The organism is Burkholderia cenocepacia, assembly GCF_900446215.1.
In the GTDB taxonomy this organism is placed as follows: domain Bacteria; phylum Pseudomonadota; class Gammaproteobacteria; order Burkholderiales; family Burkholderiaceae; genus Burkholderia; species Burkholderia cenocepacia.
Genome location: NZ_UAQZ01000012.1, coordinates 406394 through 420598 on the forward strand (window position 1 = coordinate 406394; position 14205 = coordinate 420598).

The 14205-nt window shown below is 68.9% G+C and carries 14 protein-coding genes; 6 read left to right on the plus strand and 8 right to left on the minus strand.

The window, feature by feature from the left end:
- Positions 1–26 precede the first annotated feature (26 nt).
- The gene (locus tag DTA15_RS19280; RefSeq protein ID WP_006483432.1) at positions 27–431 is read right to left on the minus strand and encodes a VOC family protein; all 405 of its coding nucleotides are present in this window, start codon (positions 429–431) and stop codon (positions 27–29) included.
- Between the two features lie 177 nt (positions 432–608).
- On the opposite strand from DTA15_RS19280, the gene DTA15_RS19285 reads away from it, so the two are divergent.
- Both DTA15_RS19285 and DTA15_RS19290 read left to right on the plus strand, forming a co-directional pair.
- Positions 609–941, plus strand: a complete 333-nt coding sequence (locus DTA15_RS19285; RefSeq protein WP_006483451.1) for an ArsR/SmtB family transcription factor — start codon at positions 609–611, stop codon at positions 939–941.
- Positions 934–1398 carry an SRPBCC family protein gene (locus DTA15_RS19290; protein WP_006493327.1) on the plus strand — a complete coding sequence of 155 codons (465 nt, stop codon included), beginning with the start codon at positions 934–936 and terminating at the stop codon, positions 1396–1398. Before DTA15_RS19285 ends, DTA15_RS19290 begins: the two co-directional genes overlap by 8 nt.
- A gap of 73 nt (positions 1399–1471) precedes the next feature.
- Here the strand turns inward: DTA15_RS19290 and DTA15_RS19295 are convergent, their stop codons facing one another.
- The 6 genes from DTA15_RS19295 to DTA15_RS19320 all read right to left on the minus strand — a co-directional run bounded on the left by DTA15_RS19295 (position 1472) and on the right by DTA15_RS19320 (position 9150).
- Positions 1472–2773 (minus strand): THUMP domain-containing class I SAM-dependent RNA methyltransferase, encoded by a 1302-nt coding sequence (locus DTA15_RS19295; RefSeq protein WP_006483445.1) that lies wholly within the window; start codon positions 2771–2773, stop codon positions 1472–1474.
- A 152-nt stretch (positions 2774–2925) separates the two neighbouring features.
- Positions 2926–5040 carry a site-specific recombinase gene (locus DTA15_RS19300; protein ID WP_006493515.1) on the minus strand — a complete coding sequence of 705 codons (2115 nt, stop codon included), beginning with the start codon at positions 5038–5040 and terminating at the stop codon, positions 2926–2928.
- Positions 5041–5518: 478 nt separating this feature from the next.
- Complete coding sequence (locus DTA15_RS19305) at positions 5519–6244, minus strand: PqiC family protein (protein WP_006497516.1); 726 nt, start codon at positions 6242–6244, stop codon at positions 5519–5521.
- A complete protein-coding gene (locus DTA15_RS19310; RefSeq protein ID WP_006482664.1) occupies positions 6241–7860 on the minus strand; it encodes a PqiB family protein in 1620 nt (539 codons plus the stop codon). The genes DTA15_RS19305 and DTA15_RS19310 overlap by 4 nt, the downstream gene beginning before the upstream one ends.
- Entirely contained in the window at positions 7853–8476 is a 624-nt protein-coding gene (locus DTA15_RS19315) for a paraquat-inducible protein A (RefSeq protein WP_012492951.1), read from the minus strand. The genes DTA15_RS19310 and DTA15_RS19315 overlap by 8 nt, the downstream gene beginning before the upstream one ends.
- An 8-nt stretch (positions 8477–8484) precedes the next feature.
- Entirely contained in the window at positions 8485–9150 is a 666-nt protein-coding gene (locus DTA15_RS19320) for a paraquat-inducible protein A (protein ID WP_012492950.1), read from the minus strand.
- Between the two features lie 259 nt (positions 9151–9409).
- On the opposite strand from DTA15_RS19320, the gene DTA15_RS19325 reads away from it, so the two are divergent.
- The 4 genes from DTA15_RS19325 to DTA15_RS19340 all read left to right on the plus strand — a co-directional run bounded on the left by DTA15_RS19325 (position 9410) and on the right by DTA15_RS19340 (position 12657).
- Positions 9410–9970, plus strand: a complete 561-nt coding sequence (locus DTA15_RS19325) for a cytochrome b (RefSeq protein WP_006482464.1) — start codon at positions 9410–9412, stop codon at positions 9968–9970.
- 8 nt (positions 9971–9978) lie between these two features.
- Positions 9979–10539, plus strand: a complete 561-nt coding sequence (locus DTA15_RS19330) for a YceI family protein (RefSeq protein ID WP_006482463.1) — start codon at positions 9979–9981, stop codon at positions 10537–10539.
- Positions 10540–10604: 65 nt separating this feature from the next.
- Positions 10605–11186, plus strand: a complete 582-nt coding sequence (locus tag DTA15_RS19335) for a YceI family protein (RefSeq protein ID WP_006476873.1) — start codon at positions 10605–10607, stop codon at positions 11184–11186.
- 193 nt (positions 11187–11379) lie between these two features.
- Entirely contained in the window at positions 11380–12657 is a 1278-nt protein-coding gene (locus DTA15_RS19340) for an MFS transporter (RefSeq protein ID WP_006482466.1), read from the plus strand.
- A gap of 18 nt (positions 12658–12675) precedes the next feature.
- Here the strand turns inward: DTA15_RS19340 and DTA15_RS19345 are convergent, their stop codons facing one another.
- Positions 12676–14190 (minus strand): S41 family peptidase, encoded by a 1515-nt coding sequence (locus tag DTA15_RS19345; protein ID WP_006482459.1) that lies wholly within the window; start codon positions 14188–14190, stop codon positions 12676–12678.
- Positions 14191–14205: the final 15 nt, after the last annotated feature.

Sequence of the window (14205 nt, forward strand, 5' to 3'; positions counted from 1 at the left end):
CCGCGCCGGCCCGCTGAGCGCCGCGCTCAGTGGCATTTCGGCGCGTGCAGGCCGACGCGGTTGCCTTCCGTGTCGATCAGGTAGCCGACGTAGCCGTAGTTGTTCGGCAGCTCGACGACCGAGCCCTGCACGACGCCGCCCGCGCGCTTCGCGCGTTCGAGCGCCGCGACGACCGATTCGCCGGCGTTCAGGTAGACGAGCACGCCGTTCGCGCTCGGCTTCATCTGCTGCGGATCGAACACGATGCTGCCGCCCGTGCTCGACGCGTCGCGATCGAAGGTCGCCATCGGCACGCCGCCGATGATTTCGCGCTGCAACGTGGTTTGCAGCACGGTTTCGTAAAAGCGGATCGCGCGGTCGAAATCGAGGGACGGAATGTCGAACCAGGCGATCGCGCGTTCCAGGGTGGCAGTAGCGGTTGCTGACGTCATGACGAGCTCCTTGTTGCGTTGTTTGCGTTGTTATGCGGATTCGGTGTGGAAACCAGCCTGCATTGCGCCGGGATTGCAGTGTGATCGCGGGCTGCTGACACCGTATTGTCAGTAGAGTTGTCACCCTTGACATGCAACCATTTGGTTGCATAATGAGGTCATCGACCCGGGAGCGGCATGGACCTCGTTTTCAAGGCGCTGGCCGACGCCACGCGCCGTCAGTTGCTCGACCTGCTGCATGCGAAAAACGGCCAGACGCTGTCCGAGCTGTGCGACGGGCTCGCGATGAGCCGGCAGGCCGTCAGCAAGCACCTTGCGCTGCTCGAGGCCGCGAATCTCGTCGCGACGACGTGGCGCGGCCGGGAGAAGCTGCATTACCTGAATCCGGTGCCGATCCATGACATCGCGGAACGCTGGATCGGCAAGTTCGAGCGTCAGCGCCTGCAGGCGCTGGCGGATCTCAAGCGCGGGCTGGAAGCGCCCCGCGACACAGGAGATGACGATGGGTAATCCCGCCTTTGTGTACGTGACCTTCATCGCGGCCACGCCCGAGCGCGTGTTCGATGCGCTGACCAACGCCGAGCTGACGAAGGACTACTGGGTGCGGCATCGCAACGCGTCGCCCGACTGGCGGCCGGGGTCGCGCTGGGAACATCAGGACTACGACGACCCGTCACGGGTCGACATCGTCGGCGAAGTGGTCGAGAACGATCCGCCGCGCCGGCTGGTCGTCACGTGGCGCACGCCGTCGGGAGAGGGCGAGGAATCACGCGTGACCTATCTGGTCGAGCCGTACGAGGGCGTCGTGAAACTGACCGTCACGCACGACGGGCTGGTGCCCGGTTCGGAGATGGATCGCGGGATTCGCGGCGGCTGGCCGGTCGTGCTGTCGAGCCTGAAGACGCTGCTCGAGACCGGGCAGGCGCTGCCGTTCACGATGGCGCGCTGGTCGAAGTCGAAGCACTGACCGGTCGCGCAAAAGCACAGGGGCCGCGATGGCGGCCCCTGGACGTCGTTGCTCGTGACAGCGGACGGCTGGCTTACGCGTCGCCTTCCGCGGCCGCCGGGCGCGCCTTCACGCTGCCGGCGATCAGGTCGAAGCGGAACAACCGGCATTCGAGCGCGCCGTTGAACAACGGCGTCTTGGCCGATTCGCGCAGGCGCAACTGGCCCGGCAGCGAACGGTCGGACGTCAGCAGGAACGCCTGCCAGCCCGTGAAGCGCTGCTTCAGCGCATCGCCGAGCGCGTTGAAGAACTCGCTGTCCGGCGCGTCGGTGTGCGTGCGGCGGAATGCGTCGTCGTTGCCGCGGTTGCGGCCGGTTTCGCGCACCTCGCCGCGGGCGCTGCGGCCGCGCACTTCGATCCGCTCGCCGTACGGCGGGTTCGCGAGGAGGATGCCCGGCCCGTCGGACGGCGGCGTCATCCCGCGCGCGTCGACCTGCTTGAGCCACACCGACGGCACGCCCGCGCGTTCGAGGTTCGCGCGCGCCTTCTCGAGCATGTCGCCGGAAATGTCGCTGCCGTACACGCCGAGCGCTTCGCCGCGCCTGGCGCGCGCCGCGCGCTTCGCGTCGAGCGCCGGGACCTTCAGCCCCTGCCACGCGGTAATGTCGTACTGCTTGAGCTTTTCGAAGCCGAACCGGCGCTCGACGCCGGGCGCCACGCCGAGCGCGATCTGCGCGGCTTCCGCGAGGAACGTGCCGCTGCCGCACATCGGGTCGTACAGTGCGGTGCCGGGCGTCCAGCCCGTCAGGCGCAGGATGCCGGCAGCGAGGTTCTCGCGCAGCGGCGCCGCTCCCTTGTCGAGACGCCAGCCGCGCTTGAACAGCGGCTCGCCCGACGTGTCGAGGTACAGCGTGCATTCGTTGGCCGTCAGGAACGCGAACACGCGCACGTCCGGCGCACCGGTGTCGATGCTCGGGCGCGCGCCGGTTTTCTCGCGCATCCGGTCGCAGATCGCATCCTTCACGCGCAGCGTCGTGAATTCGAGGCTCTTCAGCGGCGACTTGATCGCGGTGATGTCGATGCGCAGCGTCTGCGTCGACGCGAACCAGCGCTCCCACGGCTGCTCGAGCGCGAGCGCGTAGACGTCCTGCTCGTTGCGGTACGGGCCGTGCGCGATCTTCAGCAGAATGCGGCTCGCGATCCGCGAATGGAGGTTCGCGGCCATGCCGGCGGCCCAGCCGCCGCTGAAATGGACGCCGCCCGGCACCTGCGCGCCCGCGGTGAACGGCGCGCCGTTCAGGTGGCGGCCGGCGATTTCGGCCAGCTCGGCGGCAAGCGCCGCTTCGAGGCCGCGCGGGCAGGGGGCGAAGAATTCGAACAGGGTGGGCGAGGACATAAGGCGGGTGAGGACGTGCAAAAGTCCACTATTGTACGCGGCGCGGACGACCGGGGCCGGCGTTTCGGCGCGGCGGCGCCGGCGCGACGGTCATAGGTGCGCGCCGGAAGGGCGGCGCGGCGGCGACCGGCCGCCTCGCACCCCGCCGCAGGTCAGTGCGCGCCCGGCTGGCCGGCGCGCGCGGCGGGGTTGCCCGCCGGCCAGAACAGCGCGAGCGGATTCGACAGCACCGTGCGGACGATCGCCGCGACGAGCGCGCGCACCTTGGTCGGGCGCAGGCTGCGCGAGCGCACGGCCATCGTGAACGCGAGCGCGAAGCTCACGAGCACGTTGAGGATCGCCATGCTCAGCACGCCGGCGCCGGCCCACCACAGTTCGGGCGTACTGAGCGCACCCTTGCCCAGCACGCCGAGCGCGATCCCGATCGAGCCGGCCGACAGCGTCACGTGCCGCACCTCGAACGGGAACATGAACACGGTGACGATCGCCGGGATCAGGCCGAGCATCAGGCCGAGGCCGACGTTTGCGACCACGCCGGCGACGTTCGAACGACAGAAGTGCGCGAGCTTCGCGGCACCGGCCGCGCCGAGCGTCAGGCGCAGCCGGCGGTTGTACGCGAGCGCATCGCCGACCCGGTGCAGCACGAACCAGTTGTCGGCCCAGCCGGCGAGCAGGCTCGACGCCCACAGCAGCACGCCGGTGAGCGCGGCGTAGAACGGCGTCGGGCCGAGCAGCGAGAACGAATGCAGCGTCGCGTGCGCCTTCTCCGGCGAGATCAGGTTCGCGTGCAGCACGTTGCTCGCGAACAGCTGCACGAGCAGGCACACCGGCAGCACGACCAGCACGTTGCCGGAAATCGCGGCCGCTTGCGTGCGGATCAGCGCGATCACCGACGCGACGAACGCCTTCACGCCTTCCTCGTGGCCGGTGTCGTCGAGTTCGCGCGCGAGCGTCGGCGCGGTCATCGCGGGCTGCTTGGTCGCGAGCGTGAAGTGCAGGAAGTGCATCAGCATGAAGCTGGCCGCGTAGTTGATGCCCGCGAGCAGCCCTTCGAGCATCGACTGCAGGTGCGCGCCCGTGATCGCGAACTTCACGCACACGGTCACGACGGTGACGAGGCCGCCGCCCGCGGCCATCCGCAGCATCTTCAGGTACTCGGCGCGGCCGCGCGAGATGTAGTGCTCGCCGGTGTCCGCGTTGGTCTCGACGAGCTTGCGCGCGAACAGCGAGAAGTTGCTGCGCACGAGGTGCGCGACGCTCTGGCTGTTCTGGTTCGCGTCGACGAGCTCGGCGGTCAGGTGCGCCATCCCATGCAGGTCGTCGCGCGCCATCCATGCGTTCAGCAGCGTTTCGGCGCGCAGGATGCGCATGCGCATCCGCTCGACCTGGAACACGATGTCGACCGACACGCCGTTGCGGTACAGGTGCGCGAACACGTCGTCGACGGCGATCCGGCATTCGTCGAGCAGCACGCGCAGGTAGTTCACCTCGTGCAGCAGCTTGCTCGGGTCGCCGCCGTCCTCGACGGCCGCATGCGCGGTCTCGACCGCGAGCATCGCGCGCGTGAGGCGGTAGAACGGCTGCGATTCGAGCGGCTTGCGCGCATCGTCGTCGGACAGCCGGCTGCGCACCGTCTGCGACAGGCCCGTCGAGCTGATCTGGCAGGTCAGGTTGTGCAGCGCGGCCAGCAGGTCGCGCGAGAACGAGCCGGGCTCGTGGCGCTCTTCTTCGGTGACGTCGAACGAGATCAGCTCGGCCAGGCGTGCGAGCAGGTCGTCGGGCAGCGCGTCGATCCATTTCGCGTCCTCGGGCGTCGGGAACATCAGCGTGAACAACGCCGACAGCTCGCGGCGGTTCGGCGCGGGCGGGATCAGCGACGAGTCGATCCGCTCGAACAGCGCGCCGAAGAAGCCCGAATGCACGGGCATGCCTGCATCGCACAGCAGCGAGATGCCGTCGCACTCGCGCAGGATGCCGCGCAGGATGCGTGCGGCGTGCGCTTTCCACGCGGGATTGCGGTCGAGCACGTGGAACAGGTAGCGCAACCGCGCATGGGCCGGATACGCGCGCGTGTCGGCGTCGCGTTCGGCCTGCGCGTCCTGCACCGTGCCGTTGCGGCGCAGCCAGTGCGCGAGCTCGATCAGCCATTCGCTGCGCTCGGCGTACGACGCGTCGGCATCGGCGTGCGCGAGCAGCGCATCGAGCTGGTGACCGGCATTGCGCGACGCGCGCCACTTCTTGATCAGGGTCGTCAGGGAACGAAACATAAACGGAATAGCGAAAGCCCGGGACGGGCGGGTTCGGGATGCCGGCCGGAGCAACGGCGCGGCGCCGGTGAGAACGGGTGAGACGGGGCCGGTGCCGGACGACGGGCGGCGACCCGCGATGCGGCTGCCCCGCTGCGATGCACGCGATTCGCGTGCGGGCGCCGGGAGGCATGGCGGTCGGGCCGAACGCGGCCCGGCGCCGCTGGCTGGTGCGCACGGCGAACGGCGCGAGCCTGAAAGTGCGTAGGATCGTCAATCGGGCCGGAAAACGCAAGCCGACCGCGTTGCATGGCGCGGGTTCCGGCGGCTTTGACAAAGAATGTCAACGACCGCTTGGCCAATGACGGCGATCGGCGAAGCCGGCTGCGGCGGCGTGCGGCCGACGATACTCGCGGGCACGGCTGGCCGGGCGGCGCCATTCGACACCGCGCAGTCGCACGTCGTGTCGAACGTTCGCCCGCGCGCCGTCCGCGTCCGCTTATGCGCCGGACTTGCCCGTCGCGCCGGCATCGCCGCCGGACGTCGGGCTGGCCGGGCACGGCACGACCGGCGCGGCGGCCGTCTTGCCGCCGGCCGTGGGCGTGGCCGTCGCCGCCGTGCCGCGGCGTGCGGCCATCGCGCGCACGCCGTCCGCGGCTTGCGAGGCGATCACGTCGAGCGCGCGCCGGTGGCCGGCGACGAGCGCGTCGTAGCCGTCGGCGACCGGTTCCGCGACGCTCGTGCGGCAGGTCATCACGGCCTGCGTGGCGAGCGAGCGCACGCTCCACACGGCGTCGACCGCGGCGCGCTTGCCCGGCCACGATTCGAAGCGCTGCACGTTCACGCTGATGCGGTACACGGGCACGCCGGGCGGGTAAGCGGAATTCGCGACGTCGATCGTGCCGAGCTGCGCGGCGAGATCGTCCGACAGCGCGCGGCGGATCTCGTCGGCGGGCGGCGACGCCCAGCGTTCCTGCTCGAGCACGTCGACCTGCGCGGCGTTCTTCTGCACGACCAGCTGGCTCTTCGCGACCTGCTCGGGCACGCCGACCGACGGCACCTCGATCAGGAACGCCGGATTGGCCGGCGCGGTGCGCAGCGGCGCCGCGGCGTCGGCCGGGCTGAGCGTGTAGAACCGTGCGGGCGGCGAGCTGCACGCGGCGAGCGCGAGTACGGCGAGCGCCGTCGCCGCGCCGCTCGCGAAACCGTTCACGCGTGTCGTCATTGTTTATCTCCTGGCTTGCCCTTGAGCAGCGATTCGGGGTGGCGCTCCAGATAGTCGGCGAGCGCGTTCAGCGATTGCAGCGTGCGCGTGAGTTCCTTCAGCGCGCCGCGCACGTCGGACTGCAGCGGCGAATCCTGCTGCAGCGTCGCCTCGGCGGTCGAGAAGGTCTGCTTCGCGGCCGACAGCGTGTCGCGCGCTTCCGGCGCGACCTGCGTGTCGAGCTGCTTGAACAGCTTGTCGGCGTTCGCGAGCGCGCTGTTCAGGTTCGCGCCGATCTGGTCGAACGGCACCTTGTCGAGCTTCTTCGCGATGTCGGCGACCTGCAGCTGCAACTCGTCGAGCGTATTCGGCACGGTCGGCAGTTCGAGCGGCAGGCGGCTCGTGTCGATCTTCACGGCCGGCGCCTTCGGGAAGAAGTCGAGCGCGACGTACAGCTGGCTCGTCAGCAGGTTGCCGGTGCGCAACTGGCCGCGCAGCCCGTGCTGGACGAGCCGCTCGACGATCTCGCGGCGCGCCGGTTCGCCCTTGCTCTCGATCGTCTCGCGGAAGCGGCGGCCGAGGCGTTCCGGATACACGTTGATCGTCACCGGCATCAGGAAGTTCTTCGTCTTCGGATCGAAGTCGATGCCGATGTTCGTCACTTCGCCGAGCACGATGCCGCGGAAGTCGACCGGCGCGCCGACGGCGAGCCCGCGCAGCGACTGGCTGAAGTTCATCACGACTTGCAGTGGCTGGCCGTCCGGGTCGCGCATCGCGTCGCCCTCGTCGGAGCCGAGGCGGAACGTCGTGTTGTTCGGTGCGGTCGCGCCGCTGCCCTGGTTCGGCGGCGTCTGGAACGCGATGCCGCCGAGGATCACCGTCGCGAGCGACTGCGTGTTCAGCTTCAGGCCGCTCGAATCGAGCCGCAGGTCGACGCCGCTCGCCTGCCACCAGCGCGAGTTCAGGCCGACGTACTGGTCGTACGGCGCATTGACGAACACGTTGAACGTGACGCCCGTGCCGTCCTTGTCGAGCGAGAAGCCGACCACCTGGCCGACCTGGACGCGGCGGTAGTAGACCGGCGAGCCGATGTCGACCGAGCCGAGCGAATCGCCGCGCAGCACGTATTGCGTGCCTTTCTGGTCGCCGGTGACGGCGGGTGGCGTCTCCAGGCCGGTGAAGTCGGTCAGCGTGTCCTGGCCGTGACCGGCGTCGACGCCGATGTACGCGCCGGACAGCAGCGTGCCGAGCCCCGAGACGCCGGTCGCGCCGACGCGCGGCCGCACGATCCAGAAGCGCGAACCCTGGACCGCGAAGTCCTCCGCTTCCTTCTTGAGCTGCACCTGGACCAGCACGCGCGACAGGTCCTTCGACAGCTTGATCGTCTTGACCATGCCGATCTCGACGTCCTTGTACTTGACCTGGGTCTTGCCCGGCTCGAGCCCTTCGGCGCTGTGGAAGCTGATCGTGATTTCCGGGCCGCGCTCGCGCACGGACTTGATCACGAGGCCGATGCCGATCAGCGCGGCGATCAGCGGCACGAGCCAGACGAGCGACGGCAGCCAGCCGCTTTTCGTCGAGATCGCCGGATCGGGCGGCCGGGGCGCGTCGTGCTGCGGGCCTTGTGGACTATTCATGGTGATTCCCTGAGGTTTCGACTGGATCCCAGATCAGGCGGGGATCGAACTGCATCGACGCGAGCATCGTCAGGATCACGACCGAGCCGAACGCGAGCGCGCCGGGGCCGGCCGTGATGACGGCGAGCGAACGGAAATGGACGAGCGCGACGGTCAGCGTCACGACGAAGATGTCGAGCATCGACCAGCGGCCGATGCGCTCGACGATCCGGTAGAGACGCGTGCGCTGCAGCGGCCGCCAGGCGGCGCGACGCTGCGCGCTGGTGACGAGGATCGTCAGTACGCCGAGCTTGAGCATCGGCACGAGAATGCTGGCGACGAACACGACCACGGCGAGCGGCCAGTCGCCGGACGTCCAGAAATAGATGACGCCGCTCATGATCGTGTCCTGCTGCGACCCGACGATCGACGACGTGCGCATGATCGGCAGCAGGTTCGCCGGAATGTAGAGGATCGCGGCCGCGAGCAGCAGCGCCCACGTGCGCATGATGCTGTTCGGCGTGCGCACGTGCAGCGCGCTGCCGCAGCGCGCGCAATGCGCGTGCGGCTGGTCGATCGTCTGCACGAGCCCGCACGCGTGGCAGCTGGCGTAACCCTCGCGGGCGGCGGTCGGCATGGGCCTCGTCATCGGCGGGGTGCGTCCGGCAGCGGCGCGGCGGCGTCGGGCCGCTCCGGCGCGCGGCCGGCGCGCAGGTCGTCGGCGATGTCCCACAGCGTGCGCGGGTCGAACATCAGCACGACGGCGGTCATCAGCGTGAGCGCGCCGAACGCGAACAGCGCCGCGTCGGGCACGACGCGCGCGAGGCTCACCATCTTCACGATCGTGACAAGGATGCCGAGCATGAACACCTCGATCATCCCCCACGGCCGCACGAGCTGGATCGTGCGCAGCACGAGGTTCAGGCCGGGCGGCACGATGCCGCGCCGGATCGGCAGCAGCACGTACAGCAGCGCGGCCATCTCGACGAGCGGGAACAGCACGGTCGAGCAGAACACCATCACGCCGACGATCGCCATGTCCTGACGCCACAGCGCGTCGATCGCGCCGATCAGTGTCGTCTGCACGCGCGTGCCGTTCAGGTCCATTTCCAGGATCGGGAACGTCTGCGCGATGATGAACGTGACGAGCGCGGCGACCGCGAGCGCGGTGATGCGCTCGATCTGCGTGGTGCTGTTGCGATAAAGCAGCGCGTCGCAGCGCGGACAGCGCGCGATCTCGCGGCCGCTCAGGCGCGGTTTATGCAACAGTGCGTCGCATTCGTGGCAGGCAATCAGGTCGTATCGTTGCATGGAAAAGGCGGTGTCGCGACGGCTGGGGGAACGCGTCGACGGGGCCGGAACCCGCGCCAATCTTACCAAAAGGGCTTTTTCGATGCGTCAAGGATCGTGAGTTTCGTGACCGGTCGGTAACATGGCGGGAAGCCGTCAGCCGGCTGGCGCGCCTGTTCTCGGAGTCCGCGCACGTCAAAAGGTTGCGGTAGCATGGCGCCCTTGACATGCGTCGGACGAATTTACCGGCGCAGCCGTTCGCTGAACTGAGGAATCCAAGATGGCATCGAAATCGCCGCCGGCCGCGCCGGCACGGTACGCACACACCGCGATCGCCTTGCACTGGCTGATCGCGCTGCTGATCGTCTGCGGCTTCGCGCTCGGCTGGGTGATGACGGACATCCCCGGCTTCACGCCGACCAAGCTGAAGTACTTCTCGTGGCACAAGTGGATCGGCGTGACGGTGTTCGCGCTGGCCGTCGTGCGCGTGCTGTGGCGGGCGACCCACGTGCCGCCGCCGCTGCCGGGCGACACGCCGGCGTGGCAGCGCGCGGCATCGCACGGCGTGCACATGCTGCTGTACGTGCTGATGATCGTGATCCCGGTGACGGGCTACCTGTACAGCTCGGCGTCGAACATCCCGGTCGTCTATCTCGGCATCGTGCCGCTGCCGCGCCTGATCGATCCCGATCCGGCGCTCAAGGAAACCTTCAAGACGCTGCACGTGTCTTTGAATTACATTCTGCTTGCGCTCGTCGCGATGCACGTGCTCGCGGCGCTCAAGCACCAGCTGTTGGACCGCGACGGCCTGCTGTCGCGCATGCTTCCCTTTGCCAAATGAAGGATCCCATGAAAGTGTCTTTCTCCCGCTCCATGCTGACCGCGTTCGCCGCGGCGGCGCTTGTCGCGTCGGGCGCGGCGCATGCCGACGTCGATCTCGCGAAGAGCAAGGTGTCCGCCGTGTCGAAGCAGATGAACGTGCCGACCGAAGGCGCGTTCAAGAAGTTTTCCGCGCAGGTGAAGTTCGACCCGGCGAAAGCCGCGCAGGGCAGCGCGCAAATGACGATCGACGTCGCGAGCTTCGACCTCGGCGACAAGATGTACAACGACCAGGTCGCCGGCAAGGACTGGTTCGACGCGAAGACCTATCCGCAGGCGACCTTCGTGTCGTCGGCGATCGCGCCGGCCGGCGGCAACAAGTACAACGTGACCGGCAAGCTGACGATCAAGGGCAAGGCCGAGACCGTCACGGTGCCCGTCACGGTCGCGCAAAACGGCGCGACGCAGACGTTCGACGGCGTGCTGCCGATCAAGCGTTCGGCCTTCAACGTCGGCACCGGCGAGTGGAAGGACACGTCGATCGTCGCGGACGAAGTGCAGATCAAGTTCCATCTCGTCGCCACGAAGTAGGCGGCGGGTTGTTGCCTCAACTGAATGCCGCGCGAGGGCGCGGCGCCGTTTCCAGGAGAAAAGGTTTGAAAAAGCATCTGATCATCGCCGCCGGCGCGCTGGCCGCTTCGCTGTCGTTCTCGGCTTTCGCCGAAAGCGCCACCTACCAGTTCGACCCGAGCCACACGTACCCGAGCTTCGAGGCCGACCACTTCGGCGGCCTGTCGGTCTGGCGCGGCAAGTTCGACAAGTCGAGCGGCACCGTGACGCTCGACCGTGCGGCGAAGACCGGCACGGTCGACGTGACGACCGACATCGCGTCGATCCACACGGGCAGCGCGAAGCTCGACGAGCACCTGCAGACGGCCGAGTTCTTCGATGCGGCGAAGTTCCCGCAGGCGAACTACAAGGGCACGATCAAGTTCGACGGCGACAAGCCGGTGTCGGTGGTCGGCAACCTGACGCTGCATGGCGTCACGAAGCCGCTCACGCTGAAGATCGATTCGTTCAAGTGCATGCCGCACCCGATGCTCAAGCGTGAAGTGTGCGGCGTCGACGCGGTCGGCGAATTCAGCCGCGACGATTTCGGCCTCGACTACGGCAAGCAGTACGGCTTCAAGATGAAGACGAAGCTGCTGATCACGGCCGAAGCGGTCAAGCAGCAGTAAGGCTTCCCGGCACGGCCGGCCATCGTGCCGGCCGCCGCGGATCAACCGCCGCGTTCCCGTTACCGGGGCGCGGCGTTTTTTTTTGCGCGCCTATAATCGCCCGAGCGCCGCATGTGGCCATGCGGCGCCGGGCAGGCCGACGGCGCGACGGCGGCCGCCTCGAACAGAACGTACAACGACAAGGAGATCGCCGATGCATGCCGTCACGCAGTCCAGCTCCATTGCCTCGTCGCCGCGCGTCTGGCGCGCGGTGGTCGCCGCGTCGATCGGCAACGCGCTCGAGTGGTTCGATCTCGTCGTCTACGGCTTTTTCGCGGTGACGATCTCGAAGCTGTTCTTCCCGGCCGGCAACGACACCGTGTCGCTGCTGCTCACGCTCGGCACGTTCGGCGTGTCGTTCTTCATGCGGCCGCTCGGCGCGATCGTGCTTGGCGCGTATGCGGACCGCGCCGGTCGCAAGGCCGCGCTCACGCTGTCGATCCTGCTGATGATGGCCGGCACGCTGATCATCGCGGTGCTGCCGACCTACGAGACGATCGGTGTCGCCGCGCCGGTGATCCTCGTCGCCGCGCGGCTGATGCAGGGCTTCTCGGCCGGCGGCGAGTTCGGCAGCGCGACCGCGTTCCTCGCCGAGCACGTGCCCGGCCGGCGCGGCTTCTTCGCGAGCTGGCAGGTCGCGAGCCAGGGGCTCACGACGCTGCTCGCCGCGGGCTTCGGCACCGTCTTGAACGCGCAGCTGTCGGCCGCGCAGATGGCGTCGTGGGGCTGGCGCGTGCCGTTCTTCTTCGGGCTGCTGCTCGGGCCGGTCGCGTACTACATCCGCACCAAGGTCGACGAGACGCCCGAATTCCTCGCGGCCGAAGGCACCGCCAACCCGCTGCGCGATACGTTCGCGTCGCACAAGGCGCGCCTCGTCGCGGCCATGGGCGTGGTCGTGCTCGGCACCGTCGCCACCTACCTCGTGCTGTTCATGCCGACCTACGGCGTGAAGCAGCTCGGCCTCGCGCCGTCCGCCGCATTCGCCGCGATCCTCGTGGTCGGCGTGATCCAGATGGCGTTCGCGCCGCTCGTCGGCCACTGGTCGGATCGCTACGGCCGCGTGCGCGTGATGATCGCGCCGGCCGTCGGCATCCTCGTGCTGATCTATCCGGCGTTCGCGTATCTCGTCGCGCATCCGGGCTTCGGCACGCTGATCGCGCTGCAGGTGCTGCTCGCGTTCCTGATGACCGGCTACTTCGCGGCGCTGCCGGGGCTGTTGTCCGAGGTGTTTCCGGTGCAGACGCGCACGACCGGGATGTCGCTCGCGTACAACGTCGCGGTGACGATCTTCGGTGGCTTCGGGCCGTTCATCATCGCGTGGCTGATCCGCGAGACCGGGATGAAGACCGCGCCGAGCTTCTACCTGATGTTCGCGGCCGTGTTGAGCCTCGCGGCGCTGGTCGTGCTGCGGCGGCGGTTCGGATTCCGCTGAAACGGGGCGGGCGGCGGCTCAGTTGCCGCCGCGCTCGCAGACCGGCTGCGCCGGCATCAGTTGCGCGGGCGCGGCGATGGTCTGCACCGGGCGGCCGGCGAGGGCATCGAGCGCCTGCCGGAGCTGCCAGTCGGCCGCCGTGCCGAATGCGCGCTGCGGCAGCGCCGCGCTCCGCGCCGTATCGACCTTCGCGCGCACGCGCTCGTCGCGCAGCTTCTGGCGGGCCTTGCGCACCTGCGCGAACGGGTCGGGCGCCTGCCGGTCCGCATACGGGGCGCGGGCGAGATCGACTTCCCGATACCACAGCAGCACGCCGTCGACGTCCGCATCGCGGCGCGGCGGCACGAGCCAGTCCGGCACGACGCCGTAGCCGTCCATCGGGCAGCCGTTCGGCCGCAGATTGCGCGCGAACGTGAAATTCAGGCGCGTGCCGTCGATCAGGTCGACGCCCGTCTGCGCGAGCCCTTTCCCGTAGGTCGGCATGCCGAGCAATTTGGCGCGGCCGAGATCCTTCAGCGCCGCCGCGGTCGCTTCTGCAGCCGACGCGCTTTGCCCGTCGACGAGCACGACGAGCGGCACGGTGCGCCACCAGTCGTCGGCCTGCAGCGGCGCGAGCGGATCCTGGCCGTGCATGACGGGCAGTTCGTAGTCGGGCCAGTTGGTCGTGTAGCGGCGGCGATGCGTGTCGCCGCGCTCGACCGTCACCATCGCGGTGCGGTCGCGTCCCGCGAACAGCGCGGTGATGCCGATCGCCGCATTGAGCGCGCCGCCGCCATTGATGCGCAGGTCGAGGATCATCTGCTTGACCGGCGGCCCCGCGCGACGCGCGGCCTGCACCGCATCGATATAGTCGCCGACCGCCGGCTCCGGAAAGCTCGACAGCCGCGTGTACAGGATGTCGCCGTCGAGCCGCTTCACGGTTGCCGGACGCGGCTTGACGATCGCCCGCACCGGCGCGAAGGTCAGCACCGCATGCTTCGGGCCGCGCTGCACCGTGAGCTTCAGCGGCACGCCCGCGTCGCCCTTCGCGAGTTTCATCAGTTCGCCGCCGTCGATGCCGACGACGCTCCGGTCGTTCATCGCGACGACGAGATCGTCGGGCCGCACGCCGGCCTTTTCCGCCGGCGCATCGGGAACCACGTCGATGATGTGCAGCCCGTCGGGCCGCGTTTCGAACACGATCCCGATGCCCGGTGTGCCGTCGCGGGCGCGCCGCTCGTCGTCGCGCCGTTCCTGCTCTTCCTTCGCGTTGAAGAAGCGCGCGTACGGCAGCGTCTTGATCCCGTCGTGGGTCGCGGCGTCGAGCAGCGCGCCGATGTCGACGTCGGTCAGGTGCTGTTGCTTCAGCACGTCGACGGCCGCCTTCAGTTCGCAGATCTGCGGCTCCCAGTCGGGCGGGCAGGGCGATGGCGGTGGGGCGGCGGGCACCGAAGCGGCGGCCGGCGCGGATGCCGGTTGCGCACCGACGAGCGGCGCATACGGGAACGCGGCCGCGACGGCTGCGCAGACGGCGAGGCGACGAACGACACGCATGGGAGGCATCATCGG

What these genes read in the sequence shown, in the direction of transcription:
- DTA15_RS19280 (WP_006483432.1), bottom strand. Translation starts at nt 431, where the DNA reads ATGACGTCAGCAACCGCTACTGCCACCCTGGAACGCGCGATCGCCTGG.
- DTA15_RS19285 (WP_006483451.1), top strand. Translation starts at nt 609, where the DNA reads ATGGACCTCGTTTTCAAGGCGCTGGCCGACGCCACGCGCCGTCAGTTG.
- DTA15_RS19290 (WP_006493327.1), top strand. Translation starts at nt 934, where the DNA reads ATGGGTAATCCCGCCTTTGTGTACGTGACCTTCATCGCGGCCACGCCC.
- DTA15_RS19295 (WP_006483445.1), bottom strand. Translation starts at nt 2,773, where the DNA reads ATGTCCTCGCCCACCCTGTTCGAATTCTTCGCCCCCTGCCCGCGCGGC.
- DTA15_RS19300 (WP_006493515.1), bottom strand. Translation starts at nt 5,040, where the DNA reads ATGTTTCGTTCCCTGACGACCCTGATCAAGAAGTGGCGCGCGTCGCGC.
- DTA15_RS19305 (WP_006497516.1), bottom strand. Translation starts at nt 6,244, where the DNA reads ATGACGACACGCGTGAACGGTTTCGCGAGCGGCGCGGCGACGGCGCTC.
- DTA15_RS19310 (WP_006482664.1), bottom strand. Translation starts at nt 7,860, where the DNA reads ATGAATAGTCCACAAGGCCCGCAGCACGACGCGCCCCGGCCGCCCGAT.
- DTA15_RS19315 (WP_012492951.1), bottom strand. Translation starts at nt 8,476, where the DNA reads ATGCCGACCGCCGCCCGCGAGGGTTACGCCAGCTGCCACGCGTGCGGG.
- DTA15_RS19320 (WP_012492950.1), bottom strand. Translation starts at nt 9,150, where the DNA reads ATGCAACGATACGACCTGATTGCCTGCCACGAATGCGACGCACTGTTG.
- DTA15_RS19325 (WP_006482464.1), top strand. Translation starts at nt 9,410, where the DNA reads ATGGCATCGAAATCGCCGCCGGCCGCGCCGGCACGGTACGCACACACC.
- DTA15_RS19330 (WP_006482463.1), top strand. Translation starts at nt 9,979, where the DNA reads ATGAAAGTGTCTTTCTCCCGCTCCATGCTGACCGCGTTCGCCGCGGCG.
- DTA15_RS19340 (WP_006482466.1), top strand. Translation starts at nt 11,380, where the DNA reads ATGCATGCCGTCACGCAGTCCAGCTCCATTGCCTCGTCGCCGCGCGTC.
- DTA15_RS19345 (WP_006482459.1), bottom strand. Translation starts at nt 14,190, where the DNA reads ATGCGTGTCGTTCGTCGCCTCGCCGTCTGCGCAGCCGTCGCGGCCGCG.